This is a genomic window from Mesorhizobium sp. WSM4313 (assembly GCF_002294725.1).
Classification (GTDB): Bacteria; Pseudomonadota; Alphaproteobacteria; order Rhizobiales; family Rhizobiaceae; genus Mesorhizobium.
Window position 1 is genome coordinate 344,842 of the sequence record NZ_NSFT01000002.1, and the last position, 21,471, is coordinate 366,312.

The following is a 21,471-nucleotide window of genomic DNA, read 5'->3' on the forward strand; positions in this document are numbered from 1 at the left end:
CCGCTCAGACTTTTCCTGGATTGCTTCATGTCAGCGAGCGCAAGCGCGCCTTGGCCGCGCGGGCGATCGCGGCGACGGTCAGCGTGTCGAGGTCGAGCTTGAGGCGGATGAGCTGCAGGACGCGCACTTCCTCCATGCGCATTTCGAGATCGACGGCGGCAACCTCGAAAGCAGCCGCATAAGCGGTGTCGCGCAGCCGCTCCGGCAGCGCCTCGGCGACGCGCGCCAGCACGCCTTCCAGCCCGTCCTTCTCATGCAGCGCCTTCTGACACGCCTGTGCCACTGCAACCAGCCTGTCCTGGTTGAAGTCGACGAACACCGGCCAGGAGCGGACGACGTCGCCGATCCGCTCCAGCTCGACATCGGTCATGTCGCGATCGGAGGCCGATGTGATGACCATCAGGTGGATCAGGGCTTCGTGCGGCGTCAATGAAGGCATTCAAAACTCCTGAAGGCGGCGCGCATGTCATCTTTCCAAAACCGTGACACACTTTTGGATGACATGCACTGGATGATGGGCCCCGAACGTAGGAGCGCTATCGCGGCGTCGCAAGGAAAAGCGCCGCAAATCGTTGACGCTCCAGCCTGTCACGCCTAGAGACCGGTCGACAAAACCTTATCCGCCGCGAAGACGGCCATGACTGGAACTTTGACATGACGGGATCAAACATCATCGATCTCACTCCCGAGATGCTTGCCGCGGCGGCCGAGAGCAAGGCCTGGCCGTTCGAGGAAGCGAAAAAAGTCATCGCCCGCTACAAGGACAAGGACTTTCCCGAGACTGTCCTGTTCGAGACCGGCTATGGCCCGTCCGGCCTGCCGCATATCGGCACCTTCGGCGAGGTGGCGCGCACGACCATGGTGCGGCATGCCTTCCGGGTGCTGACGCAAGATAAGGTCAAGACCAAGCTTCTGTGCTTCTCCGACGACATGGACGGCATGCGCAAGATCCCGGAGAGCGTGCCGGACCGCGCCGCGCTTGAGCCCTATCTGCATATGCCGCTTACCTCGGTGCCCAATCCGTTCGGCGGCGACTATGCGAGCTTCGCCGACCACAATAATGCGATGCTGTGCCGCTTCCTCGACACGTTCGGCTTCGACTACGAATTCGCCAGCGCAACGCAGTACTACAAGGCCGGCCGTTTCGACGAGGTGCTGCGGCGCGCCGCCGAACGCTATGACGAGATCATGGGCGTGATGCTGCCGACGCTCGGGCCGGAGCGCCAGGCGACCTATAGCCCGTTCCTACCGATCTCGCCGAAGAGCGGCCGCGTGCTCTACGTGCCGATGATAAATGTCGACGCCAAGGCCGGCACCATCACCTTCGACGACGAAGGCACCGAGACGACGCTGCCTGTCACCGGCGGCCGTGTGAAGCTGCAGTGGAAGCCGGATTTCGGCATGCGCTGGGCGGCGCTCGGCGTCGATTTCGAGATGTTCGGCAAGGACCACCAGACCAACGCGGCGATCTACGACCGCATCTGCAACATCCTCGGCGGACGCGCGCCGGAGCATTTCGTCTACGAGCTGTTCCTCGACGAGGTGGGCCAGAAGATATCCAAGTCGAAGGGCAATGGGCTCACCATCGACGAATGGCTGACCTACGCGCCGACTGAAAGCCTCGGCCTTTACATGTACCAGCGGCCGCGGCAGGCGAAGAAGCTCTATTTCGACGTCATCCCGAAGGCGGTGGATGAGTATTACGCTTTCCTCGGCGCCTATCCGCGCCAGGACTGGAAGGAACGGCTTGGCAATCCGGTCTGGCACATGCATGACGGCAACCCGCCGGCGATCGACCTGCCGGTGCCTTTCGCGCTGCTGCTCAACCTCGTCAGCGCCTCCAACGCGCATGACAAGTCGGTGCTGTGGGGCTTCATCTCGCGGCATGCGCCGGGCGTGACGCCGGAGACGCATCCCGAACTCGACCGGCTGACCGGCTACGCGATCCGCTATTTCGACGACTTCGTGAAGCCGACCAAGGTTTTCCGCGCGGCCGACGAGGTGGAGCGCGACGCGCTGGCCAAGCTCTCCGAGGCACTCGGCGCGCTGCCGCCGGGCGCCGACGGCGAAGCGATCCAGAACGCCGCGCTCAATGTGGCGCGCAAGATCGAGCGCTACCAGGACCATTCCAAGCAGAGCCCGGAAGGCGGGCCCGGCGTGTCGGTCGCCTTCTTCCAGATGATCTACCAGGTGCTGATCGGCCAGGAGCGCGGACCGCGCTTCGGTTCCTTCGCGGCGCTTTACGGCATCGCCGAGACACGCGCGCTCATTGAGCGGGCGCTGGCTGGTCAGTTGGCGGCGTAACGGCCCCGCCATCGGCCGGCAGGATCGAATCCGGCGCCACCGGCGCCGGACCCGACGCGGCCGGCACCGCCGGCAGCCCGTCGAGCTTCGGCGCCGGGCCGAAAATACCCTTCCTTGCCGAGCGGGCCTTGTTCTCGGCCTCGACATAGGGACCGCCTTGCGCGGCGCGCGCCCAGCCGTTCTCGACCAGCCACTGGCCGATGTCCTGATTGCCGATATGGCATTCGGCGGTAATGGTGTCGCGCCCGCCCTCCGGCGGCACCGTGCAGGCGACCGCGCGGCCGCGCAGGAAGGCGCGGAAGGCCGTCCTGGCGCGGGCGCCGCAGGCCCAACTCTTGCCCTCGTCGCTGCAGGTTTCATCGGCCTTGACGACATCCACGCCGGACACGGCGACCGCATAACCTTTCGACTCGATCAACCCGGCGGCGGTGGCGACCGGCTGGAACAGCTTGGTGCCGTTCCAGTCGCTTGGCATCTTCGTCTTGGGCGGCTTGGGCGGCCCGGCCAGCGCCAGATCGCTGAGCGGCGCGCGCGGCTCCACCCGTTCCAGTTCGTTGTCTGAAAGATCAGGTGGCGCCACGACGTCGGGATCGATGGCCCTCGAATGAGCAGCAGGCTTCGGCGGTTGTGGAGCGGCCGGCGCGGGAATAGCCGAGGTCGCCGGCTCTTGCGTCGCATCGGAAGCGGAAAGCGTATTGTCGCCGGTGGGGAGTGCGTCGGCGATGGGATCGATCTGATCGACCGTGACGGCGCTTTCGTGGCCCTTGACCGCGTGTCCGCCGGCAACAACAAGAGCCGCCATGACCGGGACCGCCAGCACCGCCAGGGCTGTCTGAAGAAGCCGCATCAGCCCGGCCTACTGGCTCGCCCAGACGATGCGCGCCATCCATTCGATATCGCGCGTCGGGATGTCTCGGTCGGGGTGGTCTGGGTTGAGCGAAACCAGCACGATCGATTTCATCGTTTGCCGGTCGAGCACCTTGGCCATCACCTCGCCGGCGGTGGTCTTGACGACAACGCGATCGCCTTTGCGGGTCGGCGCGCCCGGCTCGACGATCAGCACATCGCCGTTGCGGTAGAGCGGCAGCATGGAATCGCCTTGCACCTGCAGCGCGTAGGACGTCTCGGTCGCCCGCGCCGGAAGCTCGACCAGGTCCCAGCCCTGCCCGGCCGGATAGCCTGCATCGTCGAAGAAGCCCCCCGCTCCCGCCTGGGCGAAGCCAAGCAATGGAACCGCGCTGCGGTGCTGGGCGACGGAGGCACCACTGCGACCTTCGACCAGTCCGGTGAATTCCTCCAGCGAAGCGCCGGTGGCCTCGATGATCTTGGCCAGCGATTCGGTCGAGGGCCAGCGCGGCCGGCCGTCGGACGACAGCCGCTTCGACTTGTTGAAGGCTGTCGAGTCAAGGCCCGCGCGCCGGGCAAGTCCGGAAGCCGATAGCGAATAGCGCTCAGCGAGAGCATCGATTGCGGCCCATACGCGGTCGTGTGAGAGCACGCGCGCACTCCTTCAAACAGGAAAAAATGCCTCAAGCCTGTCTAGCGCGCAGTCATGCCCTTGTCCACCGGTGCTGCCGGCGGATCGTTAACAATGCTCCATGAGCCTCCTTCTAGCGCACCTCCTATCCTATCCCGGCCAAGGCCTTCGGCGGGCGCTTGTGGCGCATGGAATGCAGGCCGGGCGACCGTATCCGCAAGGCAGGCGAACCGTCGTCGCCTTCGACGATGAGCTGATGGTCTTCTCGGACGAGGTGACAGATTCCTGCTCGGCAGGGCAGCCTGAGCCGAAGCGCGATCAGGCCGCCTTGGCCTGTTCGCGCAAATTCCGGTGCGACACCATGAAGGTCCGCTCGGCTTCGGTCGGCGGGCGTGGACCGGCGGCGTGGCCGAGCGCTGCGACGACCTCCTCGATGTCGAGGAAGCGGCGGCCGCCACGATCGTAGACACCGCCTGTGGTCAGGATCAGCGCCGCCGTCTCGCCGCCGTCGAGGACGAAGCGGTGCCTGCCGATGACGGACGTGCCTTCCCAGGTCTCGATCGACGAGACCACCTCGAAGCGCCGCCACAGCCTGATCTCACGCGCATAGGCTACCTGCAGCCCGCCGATCATCGGCGCCCAGCCATTCTTGCGCGCCAATGCGATAAGGCCGATGCGCAGGAAGATGTCGATGCGGCCAAGGTCGGCCAGCATCATGTAGCGGGCGTTGTTCAGGTGCAGGTTGAAGTCGATGTCGATCGGCAGGCAGCGAAAAGCCAGCCGGCTTTCCTCGCCGACCCTATAGGTGCCACGGCTCGATGCCGTGGCCATGGTGCGGGCCATTCGCCCCCAGACATACATTCCGGTTCGTCAGGCCGCCTCTCGAACCTCGCCTTTCCGGTAGGGGTCGAAGCGCTGGTAGAAGGTCTCGCCCTTCTCGGCCATGTCGAGCAGAAGCTTCGGCGCCTTGAACTCGGCGCCATACTTCTTCTGCAGACCCTTGGCGATCTTGACGAAACGCTTGGCGCCGACGCCGTCGATGTAGGACAGCGCGCCGCCGGTGAAAGGCGCGAAGCCGAACGCGAGGATCGAGCCGACATCCGCCTCGCGCGGATCGGTGACGATGCCTTCCTCCATCACCCGCGCCGCTTCCAGCGCGATGGTGACCAAGAGGCGCTGCTTCAGCTCCTCATAGTCGACCTTTTCGGGCTTCAGCTGTGGGTAGAGGTCCTTCAGGCCCGGCCACAGCTTCTTCTTCGCGGGCTTTGCCGGATAGTCGTAGAAACCCTTGCCGTTCTTGCGGCCGAAGCGGCCATGCGTGTCGACCATCGTGTTGATCAGCGCCATCTGCCTGGGGTCGACGGCCTTCTCGCCGAGATCCCGGATGGTCTGCTTCATGATCTTCTGGGCAAGGTCGACGGCCGTCTCGTCGGTCAGCGCGAGCGGACCGACCGGCATGCCGGCGGCCTTGGCGGCGTTCTCGATCATCGGCGCCGGCACGCCTTCGATCAGCATCTTGTAAGCTTCCGACATGTAGCGCAGCACGCAACGGTTGACGTAGAAGCCACGCGTGTCGTTGACGACGATGGGCGTCTTCTTGATGGCGCGTACGAAGTCGAAGGCGACGGCCAAGGCCTTGTCGCCGGTCTTCTTGCCGAGGATGATCTCGACCAGCATCATCTTGTCGACCGGTGAGAAGAAGTGGATGCCGATGAAGTTCTTCGGCCGCGCCGAATTCTTCGCCAAAGCGGTGATCGGGATCGTGGATGTGTTCGAAGCGAAGATCGCCGAGGACTTCAGCACGGCCTCCGCTTTCTCTGTCGCGTCCTTCTTCACGCTCGAATCCTCGAAGACCGCCTCGACGACGAGGTCGCAGCCGGCAAGGTCGGCATAGTCCGCCGTCGGCGTTATCAGCGACAGGAGCTTGTCCTTGTCCTCCGGCTTGGCGCGACCCTTCTTGACCTGATCGGCCATGAGGCTGTCGGAATGCGCCTTGCCCTTCTCGGCCGACGGCAGATCGCGGTCTAGCAGCACGACCGGAATGCCGGCTTTTGCCGTAACATAAGCGATGCCGGCGCCCATGAAGCCGGCGCCGAGAATGCCGATCTTCTTGAATTTGGTGTCCGGCAGGCCGGACGGGCGGCGCGCGCCCTTGTTCAGTTCCTGCAGCGACAGGAACAGCGAGCGGATCATCGCCGCCGCTTCCTTCGACTGCATGATCTCGGTGAAATAACGCTGCTCGATCCTGAGCGCGGTATCGAACGGCACCAGCAGGCCTTCATAGACGCATTTCAGGATCGCGGCCGCGGCCGGGTAGTTGCCGTAGGTCTCGCGGCGCAGGATGGCGATGGCCGGCGGCCAGAGATTGGCGCCGGCCGCCGAGTAGACCGGACCGCCCGGCAGCTTGAAGCCCTTCTCGTCCCAAGGCGCCACCGGCTTCAGGCCGTTCCTGATCATCGCCTTGGCGGTTTCGATCAGCTTCTTCGGCTCCGCGATCTCATGGATCAGACCCATCGCCTTCGCCTTTTGCGGCGTCAGGTTCTGGCCGGAGGTCAGCATCTGCAACGCCTGCTGCTGGTCTGTCAGCCGCGGCACGCGCTGGGTGCCGCCAGCGCCCGGGAAGATACCGATCTTCACCTCGGGCAGCGCCATCTTCACCTTATCGGAATCAGCGGCGACGCGGCCATGGCAGGCGAGCGACATCTCGAAGGCGCCGCCCATGCAGGTGCCGTTGATCGCCGACACCCAGGGCTTCCCGGAAGTCTCGATCTTGCGGAACAGGCCGGTCATGTAGCCGGCATTCTCGAACAGCGCCTTGGTCGCCCTCTCGAGGTCCTTCTCCTTGTCGACGGCGAAGGTGGCCAGCATCTTCTGCAGCATGGTGATGTCGGCGCCGCCGGAGAAAGAGTCCTTGCCCGAGGTGATAACCGCGCCCTTGACGGCGGCATCGCCGGCCACATGATCGACTATGGCGTTCAGCTCGCGCATCACCTCCTCGGTGAAGACGTTCATCGAACGGTCCGGCATGTCCCAGGTGATCAGCGCAATGCCGTCGGCGTCGACGTCGAGGGTGAAATTGGTGTAGCTCATCTCTTCTCTCCCCGTCAGACGCGTTCGATAATGGTTGCGGTGCCCATGCCGGCGCCGATGCAGAGCGTGACCAGCGCGGTGTTGAGGTCGCGGCGCTCCAACTCGTCCAGCACCGTGCCCAGGATCATGGCGCCGGTGGCGCCGAGCGGATGGCCCATCGCGATCGCGCCGCCATTGACGTTGATCTGGTCGTGCGGGATGTCGAAGGCCTGCATGTAGCGCAGCACGACTGAGGCGAAGGCCTCGTTGAGCTCGAACAGGTCGATGTCCGACTGCTTCATCTTGGCGCGCTTCAGGAGCTTCTCGGTGACGTCGACCGGACCGGTCAGCATCAGCACCGGTTCCGAGCCGATATTGGCGAAGGCGCGGATGCGCGCGCGTGGCTTCAGTCCCATCGCCTTGCCGGCCTTCTTGGAACCGAGCAGCACGGCGGCGGCGCCGTCGACGATGCCCGAGGAATTGCCGGCATGGTGGACGTGGTTGACCTCCTCGATCTCGGGATGCTTCTGCACGGCGACCGCGTCGAAGCCGCCCATTTCACCGGGCATGACGAAGGACGGGTTGAGCGAGGCTAGCGACTGCATGTCGGTCGTGGGCCGCATGTGCTCGTCATGGTCGAGAATGGTGAGACCGTTCTGGTCCTTGATCGGGATCACCGAATTCTTGAAACGGCCCTCGCCCCAGGCCTTGGCGGCGCGCTTCTGGCTCTCGACGGCGTAGGCGTCGACGTCGTCGCGGGAAAAACCGTATTTGGTGGCGATCAGGTCGGCCGAGATGCCCTGCGGCACGAACCAACCGGGCAGGCCGACGGAAGGGTCCATGAACCAGGCGCCGCCGGACATGCCCATGCCGACGCGGGACATGGATTCGACGCCGCCGGCGATGACGATCTCGTCCGCCCCTTGCGCGATCTTGGCGGCGCCGAAATTGATGGCGTCGAGACCCGAGGCGCAGAAGCGCGATATCTGCATGCCGGGCGCCGAGGTCGCGTAGCCGGCCTCGAAGGCGGCTGCACGCGGAATGACGGAGCCCGCCTCGCCGACCGGATCGACACAGCCGAAGATGATGTCGTCGACATTGCCGGTGTCGAGCCCGTTGCGGTCGCGCAGCGCCTCAAGCGTCCTTGCGGCGAGCCGCACCGCCGGCACCTCGTGCAGCGAGCCATCCTTCTTGCCCTTGCCACGCGGCGTGCGCACGGCGTCATAGACGTAAGCCTCAGTCATTTTCGTGCTCCTTGGCTTTGCCGGCCGCCGCGCTCACAGAGAGCGCCCGATCAGCAATTTCATGATTTCGTTGGTGCCGCCATAGATGCGCTGGACGCGGGCGTCGCGGTACATGCGGGCGATCGGATATTCATTCATGTAGCCATAGCCGCCATGCAGTTGAAGGCATTCGTCGACGACTTTGCCTTGCAGGTCGCTGAGCCAGTATTTGGCCATCGAGGCGGTGACCGGATCCAGGCCGCCGTCGATATGGCGGGCGACGCAATCATTGTAGAAGACGCGGCCGATCGTGGCCTCGGTCTTCAACTCGGCCAGTTTGAACTGGGTGTTCTGGAAATCGATGACGGCCTTGCCGAAGGCTTTGCGTTCCTTGACGTAGTCGATGGTCAGCGCCAGCGCCCGCTCGATCATGGCGATCGCCCCGGTGCCGATCTGCAGCCGCTCCTGCGGCAATTGCTGCATCAGCTGGACGAAGCCCTTGCCTTCCTCGTGGCCGAGCAGATTGGAGGTCGGCACGCGCACGTCATTGAAGAACAGCTCGGACGTGTCGTTCGACTTCAGCCCGATCTTATCGAGGTTGCGGCCGCGCTCGAAGCCCTCCACCTCATCGGTCTCGACGACGATCAGCGACGTGCCCTTGGCGCCCTTGTCCGGATCTGTCTTGGTGACGACGATGATCAGGTTGGCGAGCTGGCCATTGGTGATGAAGGTCTTCGAGCCGCTGATCTTGTAATGGTTGCCGTCCTTCTCGGCGCGGGTCTTGACGCCCTGCAGGTCGGAACCGGCGCCGGGCTCGGTCATGGCGATGGCGCCGATCAGCTCGCCGGTTGCGAGCTTGGGCAACCATTTCTGCTTCTGCTCTTCGGAACCGTAATGCAGGATGTAGGGTGCTACGATCGAATTGTGCAGGCCGATGCCGAAGCCGTCGACGCCGACATGGCCGATCGCCTCGATGATGGCGCTCTCATGCGCGAAGGTGCCGCCCGAGCCGCCGTATTGCTCCGGCATGGAAGCGCAGAGCAGGCCGGCCGCTCCCGCCTTCAGCCAGCTCTCGCGGTCGAACATCTCGTTCTTCTCGAACTCGTCGTAACGCGGCGCGATCTCCTCGGCCATGAAGCGCGATGCCATATCGTAGAGCATGCCGACCTCGTCCGCCGCCCAGGCGGGCTTTGGAAGACCAAGAATTTCGGCTGGATTTGTCGCCACGATTTCCTCCGCGTTCCGACACTTGTGGGCCGGCGGTGCCGGCCCGCCAAACCTAGAACGCTTCCGCCGGCAGCGCCATTAGCGTGTCCGCGCCACTCGTTATGCGGGCGAGACGCGCCGCCGTTTCCGGCATGACGCGCTCCATGAAGAATCGCGCGGTCGTGAGCTTGGCGTCGTAGAACGCGCCAGCTCCGTTGGCGCCGTCCGCGAGCTTCGCCTCAGCGGATTTCGCCATTTGCGCCCACATGTAGCCCAGCGCCACCAGGCCGAAGAGATGCATGTAGTCGCTCGAGGCCGCACCGGCATTGTCGGGCTTGGCCATGGCGTTCTGCACCAGCCACATGGTGGCCGCCTGCAGGTCGTTGAGGCCCTTCTTCAGCGCCTTGGTGAAGGGCGCCATCTTCTCGTCGGCGCGGTTTTCCTCGCAGAACTCGCCGACTTCCTTGAAGAAGGCCTGCACGGCGCGACCGCCATTCTGCGCCAGCTTGCGGCCGACGAGGTCGAGCGCCTGGATGCCGTTGGCGCCTTCATAGATCATGGCGATGCGGGCGTCGCGCACGAACTGGCTCATGCCGTGTTCTTCGATGTAGCCGTGGCCGCCGAACACCTGCTGCGCCATGACCGCGTGGTCGAAACCCTTGTCGGTGAGCACGCCCTTGACCACCGGGGTCATCAGGCCGGTGTAGTCGTCGGCCGCCTGGCGGTCCTTGTCGTCACCGGAACGGTGCGCAACGTCGGACTTGATCGCCGTCCACAGCGCCAGCGCGCGGCCGGCCTCGTTGAAGGCCTTCATGGTCATCAGCGAGCGGCGGATGTCGGGATGGACGATGATCGGGTCGGCCTTCTTGTCCAGCGCCTTGGCGCCCGACAGCGAGCGGCCCTGCAGGCGGTCCTTGGCGTAGGAGACGGCGTTCTGGTAGGCGATCTCGGAGACCGAAAGCCCCTGCAGGCCGACGCCGAGTCGGGCCTCGTTCATCATCGTGAACATGGCCTTCAAGCCGCCGTTCAATTCGCCGAGCAGCGTGCCCTCCGCCTCGTCATAATTCATGACGCAGGTCGAGTTGCCATGGATGCCCATCTTCTCCTCGATCGAGCCGCAGGAGACGGTGTTCCTCTCACCGGGATTGCCCGAGGCATCGAGCTTGAACTTCGGCACGATGAACAGCGAGATGCCCTTGACGCCTTCCGGCGCGCCTTCGGCGCGGGCAAGCACCAGGTGGACGATGTTGTCCGCCATGTCGTGCTCGCCGGCGGAGATGAAGATCTTCTGGCCGGAGATTCTGTAGCTGCCGTCGCCGTTGGGAACGGCCTTGGTGCGCAGCAGGCCAAGGTCGGTGCCGCAATGCGGCTCGGTCAGGTTCATGGTACCGGTCCAGGTGCCCTCGATCAGCCTGGGCAGCCATGTCGCCTTCTGCTCCTCCGTGCCGTGGGTGACGATCGCCGCGATCGCGCCTTGCGTCAGGCCGGGATACATCATCAGCGCCATGTTGGCGGAAACCATATATTCGGAAACAGCCTGGTGCACCGTGTAGGGCAGGCCTTGGCCGCCGAACTCGACGGGTGCCGCAAGCCCCATCCAGCCGCCTTCGCGATACTGGTCGTAGGCGTCCTTGAAACCCTTCGGCGTCGTTACCGAGCCGTCGTCATGGCGCACGCAGCCTTCCATGTCGCCGACGCGGTTCAGCGGATGCATGACGTTTTCGGCCAGCTTGGCACCCTCGGCGAGGATCGCCTCGAGCACGTCGGGCGTCGCATCCGAGAAGCCCGGAAGATTGGAATAGCGCTGATAGCCAAGCACATCGTTGAGCACGAACAGCGTGTCCTGGATCGGCGCCCTGTAGATCGTCATGCCTTCCTCCGCCCTTACGGTCCCGGTCCGACCAAGCAAGTCGCCTGTCCACGTCCTGGACAGGAGGCCGGGCCAATGTCGATGCTGCGATAGCAAATATTGACGTTTGCGTAAACGTCAACTTCGTCGCAGCCAAAATTTTTATTTGATCGGGCGTGTCAGAACTTGGGCCCCCCGCTTGTCTGCCCCTCTGCGGTGAGGCAACTTCGCAGCATGGACCCAGCCGCACTCATCATTAGCATCCAGAGCCACTACCTGGATCAATTCAGGGCGTTCGTAAGAGAACAGCAGCAAGACTGCAGTCAGGGAGCCGCGGAGGTCAAGTTCCAACTCGCCGACCAAAACGAGCTCTTTCGGCAGCTATGCTGTGTCGACTTCGTCAGGAACGATGAAATGGTCGAACCCGTTGAACTTCAGTCCGATATTATGCGCTTCGAGCCGATCTCGGGCAGAATTGGAAGTGCTGACCTGCTGATAGAACAGCTTCAATGGAACGATGTCGTCATCCACCACACGCTGGCGTCTCCGCCGCTCGACAAGCTGAATGCCTGGTTCCAGCACTGGTTCGATCCGGACGATGAGCGCTACCGGGAAGGCGCAGAATTCGGAGACATCATCCATTCGCTTTGGGTGCGCCCAAAGAAACTGACCGTGGATTTTGGAAAAGCCGCGCCGGATGCGTTCTGGAGCCTGCTAGCGCTTCTTGAAGGCGCGGGCACAACTGGATTGCGGATCAATTCGTCGGCAGGGGAGCTATCATGACCTGCAGCTGGCGCGGCGCAGTTGTGCAGGAAAAGCCGCGCGGCGATAACCACGCGGCTTGCATTTTAAACGAGAGCTGATTCAGCCGGCGGCGCTTGCCTGCGGCGCCGCGGTGCGCTCGACGAGCATCTGGCGCACGACGGACATCGAGTTGCTCAACTCGCCGATGGCGTCGTCGATCAGCGCACGCTGCTTCTGCAGGCGGGCGAGTTGCTTCTCCGACTTGTCGAGGGCCAGCCGCAACTGCCTGGTGTTGGTGCCGGTCGGATCGTAGAGATCCATCATCTGCTTGACGTCGCGCAGCGAGAACCCGACCTTGCGGCCGAGCAGGATCAGCTTCAGGCGAGCCTTGTCGCGGCGCGTATAGAGACGGGTCGAGCCGTCGCGATGCGGATTGAGCAGGCCCTTGTCTTCATAGAAACGCAGCGTGCGCAGCGTCACACCGTATTTCTTGGCCATCTCGCCGATGCGGACGAATTCCTCGCCGGCTTCGACCGGGATCTCATTGGTATTGGCCGCGGCTTCGCCGGGCGAAACAAGTTTCATGGTCACTGGCTTTCCCCTGGCGGCGTCGCGGTCGCGGACCAAGCGTCGCCTGAGTGGAAGCGGGGGCGTGCTTCCAATCGTGGTTGCAACAAGTCAATCGCAAGAGGCACGGTTCGCACCTTTTACGTTTACGTCAATCCTATATCGACAGCCGCAAGGTGACGCAAGGGCGTTGTCGAAGCGGAGCTTTATGCCGCACCGCCAGGCGGCTCACGATTATGCGCGGCTTCTTAAGCTTGGTTAACGCCTTATTTACCACGTTGGGCGAAATGTGCGCATGTCGGTCACCCGTGTTTATCCTGTAGAGAATTTTTCACGGTTTTCGAAGCGTGGGTGAAAACCCGGGAAGCCCGTCTTCCTCCGCAGCAAAACCGCTCGGCTCGCTTCGTTCCCGGCAGGCTAATGGGAGACCGGCCTCCGGCCGGCCATTCTGAACACGGGCGCATCGATGAACAGCAAGCGGTCCTATCTCGATACACTCAATGCCGGCAGGCAACGCCGGCCGCACGCCTCGCTCGAAGAACTGAACCGCTCGCTCGAAACACTCGAGCAGCGGCTGGACCGCACGCGCGCCGACATGCCCGATCGCCCCGACCTGCGGCGGCCGCCAGTCGAGCCGCGTTATCCAAGCACGCAGCCTTACGGCCAGCCGCGCTGGTACGAAGACACCTATGCCGCGCAAAGACCCCTGGACCGGCCGCAGCAGAACCCGGCGGCGCAGAATCCTGGCTCACAGTATCAGCGGCCGCAACCGCGCGCGCCGCAAAATCCGGCGCCCGCCGCGCCCGCCTTCGACCAGGGCTATCAGGCGATCGCGCGTGACATCGACCGGGTGCGCGGCCAGGAAGACAGCGTCGCCATGGTCGGCAAGATCGCCGTCGAATTGCGCGGGCTGCGCGAGGAATTGCGTCACCAGATGACCGCCGGCCTGCAGCGCGAATTCGAGGCGTTTCGCCAGGACATCGACCGCGCTATGCAGGGCGGCGCCAACGGCCTGCCGGATAAGAGCAGCGCCGAGCTCGGTCTCGAATTCGAGCGGCTTTCGGGCGCCATCCAGACACTGGCCGAAAAGAGCGACGACCGCAGCGTCAACCTGCTGCGGCTAGAACTGGAACAGGTGAAGGGCGCGCTGGACACGCTGGCACGCGAGGAAAGCGTGCAGAAGGTCGACCGCCGCTGGGACGATTTCGACCGCCGCTGGAGCGCCTTCGAAGACCGCGTCGACGCTGATCAGCGCAAGCGCGCGGAAGGCCCGAGCCTTTCGGTACTGACCGACCGGCTCGAACAGATCAGCAGCGCCGTCAACAACCTGCCGGAATCGCTTTCGCTGCGCTCGCTGGAGGAAAAGGTGCGCACGCTTGCCGGCGCGGTCGACCGTTTCGCCAGCCAGCAGACTATGCGCGGCGGCGAGACGCTGGCCATGATCGACGAGCGGCTGGACGAGATTTCCCGCGCCATCGTCGCCTCGACGGTGGCCGCGCAGGCCAATGCCTTCGACCCCGAGACCTTCGGCCGGATCGAGAAGCGCATGGCCTCCCTGGCGGCGCAGATCGAAGAGGTTGCGCAGTCGCGGCCCGGCGCGGAAGTCATTGATCACCTCAACCTTCTTACCAGCCGTGTGGATCAGTTGGCCGGCAGGGCAGACCTGCCCGAGCAGGCCATGGAGCGGCTCGGCAAGCAGATTGCCTTGATCACCGACAAGATGGACCGCGCGCAGGCCATGCCCGACGCCGATCATATCTTCCAAGGCCTGGAACAGCGCTTCGAGGCACTGTCCATGTTAATCGAGCGCCGCCAGGGCGATGCGATGGAACAGGGCAATATGCTGTTTCGCGATCTAGAGCGTCGGCTGGACGAGGTCGCGGACCGGCTCGACCAGCGCATGCGCCAGGATGAGAGCGCCGGCATCATGGAGGTGATCGACGCCCGCTTCACCGCTTTGGCCAAGCGCATCGAGACACGCACGCCGGATCCCGCCAACGACGCGGCGATCCGCGGGCTGGAAAGCCGGCTCGAGGATATTTCCAGCCGGCTGGAAATGTCCGCGCAGCAGGTCGCGGGCATCGATCCGGCGCTGATCCGCAGCCTGGAGGCGCAGGTCGCCGGCCTGTCGGCGCATCTTTCCAAACCCGGCACGCCGCTGCCCGAATTCGAGGACATCAGCCCGCGCCTCAACGAGATCGAGAAGTCGCTGGCGGGCACGCGCGATTCCATCCTGACCGTGGCGCGCGAGGCGGCCGAGAGCGCCGTCAGATCGCTTGCCGAGTCGACGTCCAGCACGGCCCAGAGCAACGCGACCGCCGTTGCCGGCCTCGCCCAGGACCTGAAGACGCTCGAAGCGCTCACCCGCCGCTCCGACGAACGCAACTCGCGCACATTCGAGGCGATCCACGATACGCTGCTCAAGATCGTCGACAGGCTCGGCTCGCTCGAATCGGACGAGACCAGCGAAGCGGTCAGCGAACTGGTGGATCCGCAGCCGGCCGGTAAGCGCGGCGGCCGCGGCGGTAAGATCGCGGTGCAGGACGCGCCTTCGATGGATATCGACCAGCCGCTGCCGCTCACGGGGGACATGGCCGGTCTCGAAGGCCGTGCGGCTGCGATCATGCGCGATGAGCCAGACGCGCCGCGCACGCCTGCCGAGGCCGCGGCGGCAGCAGCCATGGCGGCCCTCGGGCCGGATGCGATCGGCGACAAGAGCGAGACGGCCGGCCGCAGGAGATCGATGTTCAGCGGCCTGGCGCGCGCTTTCAAGGGCAAGAAAGATGCGGACACGCAGCCGCTTGCCGGCTCTGCGCCGGTCGGTGACGTGCCAAGCGTCGACATCGACGAGCCGCTCGACCCCAAGGCCGCCAACCGGCCGTTGGAGCCCGGTTCCGGCGCGCCGGACCTCAACGCTATCATGAAACGCGTGCGCGACGAGCGCGGCGGCCAGCCGGTCAAGCGCAACGAGAGCGATGCCGCCAAGTCCGATTTCATCGCCGCGGCCCGCCGCGCGGCCCAGGCCGCAGCCGCGGAAGCCGACACGCTGAAGCGGCAATCGACCCTGACCGGCCCGGTGAAGGCGCTGAGGATAGGCGACCTGCTCAAGGCGCGGCGCAAGCCGATCCTGATGGCGGCGGCCGCGATCATGATGGCGCTGGCCGGCCTGCAGTTGGGCAAGGCCTTTTTGTCAGATCCGGTCGAGACGGCCAACAACCAGCCCGCACCGGTCGTCTCTCCGCAGACGGTCGACACGGAAACAGCACAGGACGAAAGCGGCCCGGCCCGGCCCGTCAGGCAGGCCGAGCCCGTCAAGGACGCGGCACTCGCCGCTTCTACGTCTTCCAGTCCCGAAAATGCCGCAGCCATGCCCGCCGAACCGGCGCCCGCGCCAGTGGCGCTTGCTGCGCCTGCCGCGCCGGTGCCGGCTCCCATGGCTTCGGCAACGCCGCCCGAACCCGCCGCCGCAGCCGTCTCCGCGGCGGATACGGATGGCGACACGCAGCCGATGGCCAAGGACCCCATGACGGCCAGTCCGGCAGCCGAGGGCGCCGCCGCCAGCACACCGACGGCCACTTCCGTCGACACGACAGGCGCCGTGCCGCCGGCCGGGAGCCAGGCAGCCGCGGCCAAATTCGATATCCCTTCCGAAATCGGTCCGGTGGCGCTGCACGACGCGGCCGCCGGCGGCGACGCCAAGGCGCTGTTCGAGATCGGCTCCCGCTATGCGGAATCGCGCGGCGTGAAGGAAGACATGAAGGCGGCCGCCAAATGGTACGAGCAGTCGGCCGAGCTCGGCTTCGCGCCGGCCGAATACCGCATCGGCAATTTCTACGAAAAAGGCATCGGCGTCGCGCGCGACATCAAGAAGGCCAAGACCTACTATCAGCTCGCCGCCGAACAGGGCAATGCCAGCGCCATGCACAATCTGGCGGTGCTGTTCGCCATGGCGGCGGACGGCGTGACCGACAATGAATCGGCGACGCACTGGTTCCAGGAAGCCGCCGACCTCGGCGTCAAAGACAGCCAGTTCAACCTCGGCATCCTGGCCGCCAAGGGCGTCGGCATGAAACAGAACCTGGAGGAATCCTACAAGTGGTTCGCGCTCGTCGCCAAGACCGGCGACAAGGACGCTGCGGCCAAGCGCGACGAGATCGCCAATGCGCTCAGGCCCGAACAGCTCGAGCGGGCGCGCGCCGCCACGGAATTGTGGAAGGCCAAGCCGCTCAACGCGGCCGCCAACTCGGCCGACGTTCCGGAGTCCTGGCAGGACAGCACTCCGCAGACGACCGCCGGCATCGATATGAAGAAGGCGGTGAAGAACATCCAGCTGATCCTCAACAAGAACGGCTATGATGCCGGCGGCGCCGACGGCGTGATGGGCGGCAAGACCAAGACCGCCATCATGGCCTTCCAGACCGACAACAAGATGAAGCCGACGGGCGAGATCGACGCGCCGCTCGTCAAGGCGCTCCTGGCGCACAAATAACGGCGGACGCGTCGCATATGCGACGCCCTGCCACACATTTGCCTGTTAACTGATTGAGATGGTTTTTGTTTCGGCGCGGCGGCGGGCTTGAGCCCGCCGCCGCGCCGGCGCAAGAAAAAATTGGCTTTTCGGTGCTTTACTGTCCGGGGACGGCACTGTGCGCCGGCAGACAAACTGATCGAGACAGACGGGTGGGCATCTATCTCCCGATCGCGGAAATTTCCGTCAACATCTTCGTGCTGCTCGCGATGGGCGCCGCGGTGGGTTTCCTGTCGGGCATGTTCGGGGTCGGCGGCGGCTTCCTGATCACGCCGCTTCTGATTTTCTACAACATCCCGCCGGCAATCGCCGTCGCCACCGGCGCAAACCAGGTCATCGCCTCCTCCTTCTCCGGCGCGCTTTCACATTTCAAGCGCGGCACGCTCGACTTCAAGCTGGGCGGCGTGCTTTTGGCCGGCGGCATCGTCGGCTCGACGGCCGGTATCTTCGTCTTTGCGCTCTTGCGCCGGCTCGGCCAGCTGGACCTGTTCATCTCGCTGCTCTACGTCGTGCTGCTCGGCACGGTCGGCGGGCTGATGCTGTTCGAAAGCGTCAACGCGCTGCGAGCCAGCCGCAGCGGCGCCGCGCCCGTCCTCAAGAAATCCGGCCAGCACAACTGGATCCACCGGCTGCCGTTCAAGATGCGCTTCCGCGCTTCGAAGCTGTTCGTCAGTGTTATCCCTGTGCTCGGGCTCGGCGCCGGGATAGGTTTCCTGTCGTCGATCATGGGCGTCGGCGGCGGCTTCATCATGGTGCCGGCGCTGATCTACCTGCTCAAGGTGCCGACCAATGTCGTCATCGGCACCTCGCTGTTCCAGATCATCTTCACCTCGGCCTATACGACGCTGGTGCATGCCACGACCAACCAGACGGTGGACGTGATCCTGGCCTTCCTGCTGATGGCCGGCGGCGTCGCCGGCGCGCAATATGGCGCCAAGGCCGGCCAGAGGCTACGCGGCGAACAGCTGCGCGCCCTTTTGGCGATGCTGGTGCTGGCCGTCGCCATCCGCCTTGCCGCCGATCTCTTCGTGACGCCGCCCAATCTCTATTCTCTGTCCGCCGCGGGGCTCAACTGATGGCGGCGCGACGAGCATTTGCAGCCGCCGTCTCGTTGTCGATGCTCTTTGCCCTTTCCCCGGCGACGGCGCAGACGCCGCCCGCCGAAAGCATTCAGATCGGCCTGTCGACGGATGCCATTTCCATCACGGCGGGCTTCTCCGGCGCCGACCTGACGATCTTCGGATCGCTGGAGAATCCCGATCCGCTGATCGCGCGCCAGGGGCGCTACGACGTGATCGTCGTGCTCGAAGGGCCGCCAAGGCCGGTCGTCGTCCGGCGCAAGGATCGCGTGCTCGGCGTCTGGATCAATCTGGATTCGGAGACGTTCGAGAACGTGCCGGTTTCCTATTCCGTCGCGACGACGCGACCGCTGCAGGACATCGCCGAGCCCGCCAAATACAAGCAGCTCTCGCTGGGCGCGCAGAACCTCTACATGAAGCCCGCCGACGAGACCGACAGCCCGGCGACGATCGAGGAATTCACCGCCGCGCTCCGCGACCGCAAGGCAGCGACGGGCCTCTACAGCGAGAATGTCGGCGGCGTGCAATTCCTGTCGCAGAACCTGTTTCGCGCTACCGTGCGGCTCGCGCCCAACGTGCCGGTCGGAACCCATAAGGCCCGCGCGTTCCTGTTCAAGAGCGGCATGTTCGTCAAGGAAAGCTCGGCCCAGCTCGAAATCCGCAAATCCGGCTTCGAGCAATCGGTCTTCCGCGTCGCGCATGACGATTCGTTCCTCTACGGCGTGTTTGCGATATCGCTGGCCATGCTGACCGGCTGGCTGGGCCGGCTCATCTTCCGCAAGGACTGATGCTTCGGGAAGAATCGGAAGACCCATTTTCCGTTCGAAACAGGGTTTCCCTTTTCCCGGTTTTGCGATACATCGCCGCCTCCCAGCCCTAGGGATAAGCACACACATTTCGACTTCGGCAGAGCGGTCCGGCACTCGGATGACGGCGCGCAACGCGTCGCCGACGATCTGCCGCCATGAAGCAAAGACAGGAGGCTGCGATGCGATCGGCATTCGGCGGCATCGATTTCGGCACGTCCAATTCGACCGTGGGCGTGATCCGCGACGGCCGGGCGCGGCTGGTGGCGCTGGAGGGCGAGCAGCCCACTCTGCCGAGCGCCGTGTTCTTCAACTTCGAGGACGGCTACACCTATTTCGGCCGCCGTGCGATCAGCGACTATACCGACAGCATCGAAGGGCGGCTGATGCGCTCGCTGAAGAGCGTGCTTGGCAGTTCGCTTGCCAACGAGAAAACGCGCATCAAGGCACGCCAGATCGGCTTCATCGACATCGTCGGCCTGTTCATCGACCACCTCAAGAAGCGGCTGGAAGAAGATGCCGGCGGTCCGGTCGACAACGTCGTGCTGGGCAGGCCCGTGCAATTCGTCGACGACGACGCGGCTGCCGATGCGAAGGCGCAAGGCGAACTTGAAAAGGCCGCCCGCGCGCAGGGCTTCACGCACATCGCCTTCCAGTTCGAGCCGATCGCGGCGGCGCTCGATTACGAGCAAAAGGTTTCCCGCGAGGAGCTGGCGCTGATCGTCGACATGGGCGGCGGCACCTCCGATTTCTCGATCGTACGAGTCTCACCGGAGCGCGCCCGCTCGACCGACCGCAAGGCCGACATATTAGCCAACCGGGGCATCCATATCGGCGGCACCGATTTCGACCGGCTGCTCAGCATCGCCCATGTCATGCCCGAGCTCGGCTATCTGACGCGGACCAAGGACCACAAGCGGAACCTGCCCGCGGCCTACTTTATCGACCTTGCGACCTGGCAGCGCATCAACCTCGTCTACACCGCCAAGGCGATGAACGACCTGCGACAGATCCGCTACGAGGCCGAGCGGGCCGACCTCGTCGACCGCTTCATCCACGTCGTCGAGCATCGCTACGGCCATGCGATGGCGGGCTTGGTCGAAAGGGCCAAGATCGCGCTCACGGACCAAGCCTCGGCCGAAGTGAAGGTGTCGCTACCCGGCGCGCGCTTCGCGGCCGAGATCACACGCGCCGGCCTGGAGGAGACCATCGCGAGCGATATCGAACGCGTGGCCGCGACGGTCAAACACACGATCGCCGACGCCGGCATCCCTGCTTCGGCCATCACCGCCGTGTTCCTCACCGGCGGTTCGACCGCCATCCCGCTGGCGAAACGGCAGATCCTGGCGCTGGTGCCGCAGGCCGCGGTCATCGAAGGCGATATGTTCGGCTCGGTCGGCCTGGGCCTCGCGCTGGATGCGCAGCGCAAATACGCGTGAGGGCTGGAGGTTGACTAAGACGCCAGTCACTTCGTCATCCACGGGCGGAGCAAGGAGCGAAGCGACGCGGCGCAGACCCGAGGATCCATTCCGTGACTTTGAAGCGTTGCTCCGGTGCAGAATTCTGCTCCGCTGCATTCCACGTCGAAGGTCACGGAACGGATCCTCGGGTCTACGCTCCGCTTCGCGTCGCTCCGCCCGTGGATGACGAAGTTCGGAGGCTTTCGGCTAATCGCGAGCGTTCGCAATGATCAGCATCCAAATGAGATAGTTCGGATGCCGCCTGGGCTCAACTGGCCTTTCCACCAAGATGCGCCTTCAGCGCCATCTGCGCGAGGCTCGCCTGGCGGTCGCGATGCGTGATCATGGCGAAATCGCGCTTCGGCAATTCGACCGGCACGGCCCTGAGGCTGCCCTCCGCCAAAGAGCGCGCGACCACCAGTTCCGAGATGATCGTCGCCCCTGCGCCGGCCTCGACCGCCTGACGCACGGCCTCATTGCTGGGCAGGACGAGGAAAATCTGCAACTCGGCCGGCGGGACTCCCTGGCTAAGCGCGAAATCCTCCAGCGCCTCGCGCGTGCCCGACCCGCCTTCCCTGATGATCCAGCGCAGCGCCCTGATGTCGAGGATCCCCGCCCGCGTCATCGGGATTTCGGGATGCGCGCGCGCGACGACCAGCATCGGACGGTCTTCGTCGACCGTGGCGCGGCGCAGGATGTCGGACTCGGTGCGGCCCTCGACCAGTCCGAAATCGGCCCTGCCGTCCAGCACATTGGTCTCGACCTGCCGGGTGTTGCCGATTGTCACGCTGAGCTTCACGGCAGGATAGGCCTCGTGGAAGGACGCCAGGCGGCGCGGCAGCCAGTAGCTGGCGATGGTCTGGCTGGCCGCGATCGACAGGCTGCCGGCGACGGTCTGCGAGACATCCTCCAGCACGCCGCGGGCCGCCGCGGCGCGATCCAGAACCGCCTTCGCCTCCGGCAGGAAGCGGTGGCCGGTCTGAGCCAGCTCGATGTTGCGGCCGACCCGGTTGAACAGGCGCACGCCGTGCTGGCTTTCGAGCGCGCGAATGGCAGCCGACGCCGCCGACTGCGAGATGCCGAGCCGCTCGGCGGCCTTGGTCATATGGCCGTGCTCGGCGACGGCGACGAAGATGCGCAACTGATCGAGGGTCATGGC

At 64.8% G+C, this 21,471-nt stretch carries 16 protein-coding genes; 6 read left to right on the forward strand and 10 right to left on the reverse strand.

Annotated features, from left to right (window positions below; all coding sequences use genetic code 11):
* Positions 1-25: 25 nt before the first annotated feature.
* The gene (locus CK219_RS06355) at positions 26-439 is read right to left on the reverse strand and encodes a tellurite resistance TerB family protein (RefSeq protein WP_095765904.1); all 414 of its coding nucleotides are present in this window, start codon (positions 437-439) and stop codon (positions 26-28) included.
* Positions 440-654: 215 nt separating this feature from the next.
* Here CK219_RS06355 and CK219_RS06360 point away from each other — a divergent pair, with 215 nt between their 5' ends.
* A complete protein-coding gene (locus CK219_RS06360) occupies positions 655-2,304 on the forward strand; it encodes a lysine--tRNA ligase (protein ID WP_095765905.1) in 1,650 nt (549 codons plus the stop codon).
* On the opposite strand, the gene CK219_RS06365 is transcribed toward CK219_RS06360, so the two are convergent.
* The 7 genes from CK219_RS06365 to CK219_RS06395 form a co-directional block, all read right to left on the reverse strand.
* Positions 2,267-3,151, reverse strand: coding sequence for a thermonuclease family protein (locus CK219_RS06365; RefSeq protein WP_095765906.1), 885 nt, complete (start codon positions 3,149-3,151; stop codon positions 2,267-2,269). The genes CK219_RS06360 and CK219_RS06365 overlap by 38 nt on opposite strands.
* Before the next feature lie 9 nt (positions 3,152-3,160).
* On the reverse strand, positions 3,161-3,802 hold the full coding sequence (locus CK219_RS06370) for a helix-turn-helix transcriptional regulator (RefSeq protein ID WP_095765907.1): 642 nt from the start codon (positions 3,800-3,802) through the stop codon (positions 3,161-3,163).
* Between the two features lie 297 nt (positions 3,803-4,099).
* Positions 4,100-4,642 carry a thioesterase family protein gene (locus CK219_RS06375; RefSeq protein ID WP_095765908.1) on the reverse strand — a complete coding sequence of 181 codons (543 nt, stop codon included), beginning with the start codon at positions 4,640-4,642 and terminating at the stop codon, positions 4,100-4,102.
* Between the two features lie 9 nt (positions 4,643-4,651).
* Positions 4,652-6,871 carry a 3-hydroxyacyl-CoA dehydrogenase NAD-binding domain-containing protein gene (locus CK219_RS06380; RefSeq protein ID WP_095765909.1) on the reverse strand — a complete coding sequence of 740 codons (2,220 nt, stop codon included), beginning with the start codon at positions 6,869-6,871 and terminating at the stop codon, positions 4,652-4,654.
* A gap of 14 nt (positions 6,872-6,885) precedes the next feature.
* Positions 6,886-8,094, reverse strand: a complete 1,209-nt coding sequence (locus CK219_RS06385) for an acetyl-CoA C-acetyltransferase (protein WP_095765910.1) — start codon at positions 8,092-8,094, stop codon at positions 6,886-6,888.
* Positions 8,095-8,127: 33 nt separating this feature from the next.
* Positions 8,128-9,300 carry an acyl-CoA dehydrogenase family protein gene (locus tag CK219_RS06390; protein WP_095765911.1) on the reverse strand — a complete coding sequence of 391 codons (1,173 nt, stop codon included), beginning with the start codon at positions 9,298-9,300 and terminating at the stop codon, positions 8,128-8,130.
* A 52-nt stretch (positions 9,301-9,352) separates the two neighbouring features.
* On the reverse strand, positions 9,353-11,149 hold the full coding sequence (locus CK219_RS06395; RefSeq protein WP_095765912.1) for an acyl-CoA dehydrogenase: 1,797 nt from the start codon (positions 11,147-11,149) through the stop codon (positions 9,353-9,355).
* Between the two features lie 393 nt (positions 11,150-11,542).
* On the opposite strand from CK219_RS06395, the gene CK219_RS06400 reads away from it, so the two are divergent.
* On the forward strand, positions 11,543-11,911 hold the full coding sequence (locus CK219_RS06400; RefSeq protein ID WP_141245306.1) for a hypothetical protein: 369 nt from the start codon (positions 11,543-11,545) through the stop codon (positions 11,909-11,911).
* A gap of 81 nt (positions 11,912-11,992) precedes the next feature.
* Here the strand turns inward: CK219_RS06400 and CK219_RS06405 are convergent, their stop codons facing one another.
* Entirely contained in the window at positions 11,993-12,457 is a 465-nt protein-coding gene (locus tag CK219_RS06405) for a MerR family DNA-binding transcriptional regulator (RefSeq protein WP_095766190.1), read from the reverse strand.
* Between the two features lie 448 nt (positions 12,458-12,905).
* On the opposite strand from CK219_RS06405, the gene CK219_RS06410 reads away from it, so the two are divergent.
* The 4 genes from CK219_RS06410 (at position 12,906) to CK219_RS06425 (ending at position 20,291) form a co-directional block, all read left to right on the forward strand.
* Entirely contained in the window at positions 12,906-16,928 is a 4,023-nt protein-coding gene (locus CK219_RS06410) for an SEL1-like repeat protein (protein ID WP_095765914.1), read from the forward strand.
* Positions 16,929-17,119: 191 nt separating this feature from the next.
* On the forward strand, positions 17,120-18,043 hold the full coding sequence (locus CK219_RS06415) for a sulfite exporter TauE/SafE family protein (protein WP_095765915.1): 924 nt from the start codon (positions 17,120-17,122) through the stop codon (positions 18,041-18,043).
* Positions 18,043-18,834, forward strand: coding sequence for a TIGR02186 family protein (locus tag CK219_RS06420; RefSeq protein ID WP_095765916.1), 792 nt, complete (start codon positions 18,043-18,045; stop codon positions 18,832-18,834). The genes CK219_RS06415 and CK219_RS06420 overlap by 1 nt, the downstream gene beginning before the upstream one ends.
* Before the next feature lie 200 nt (positions 18,835-19,034).
* Positions 19,035-20,291, forward strand: coding sequence for an Hsp70 family protein (locus tag CK219_RS06425; protein ID WP_095766191.1), 1,257 nt, complete (start codon positions 19,035-19,037; stop codon positions 20,289-20,291).
* A 289-nt stretch (positions 20,292-20,580) separates the two neighbouring features.
* On the opposite strand, the gene CK219_RS06430 is transcribed toward CK219_RS06425, so the two are convergent.
* Positions 20,581-21,468, reverse strand: coding sequence for a LysR family transcriptional regulator (locus tag CK219_RS06430; protein ID WP_095765917.1), 888 nt, complete (start codon positions 21,466-21,468; stop codon positions 20,581-20,583).
* Positions 21,469-21,471 lie beyond the last annotated feature (3 nt).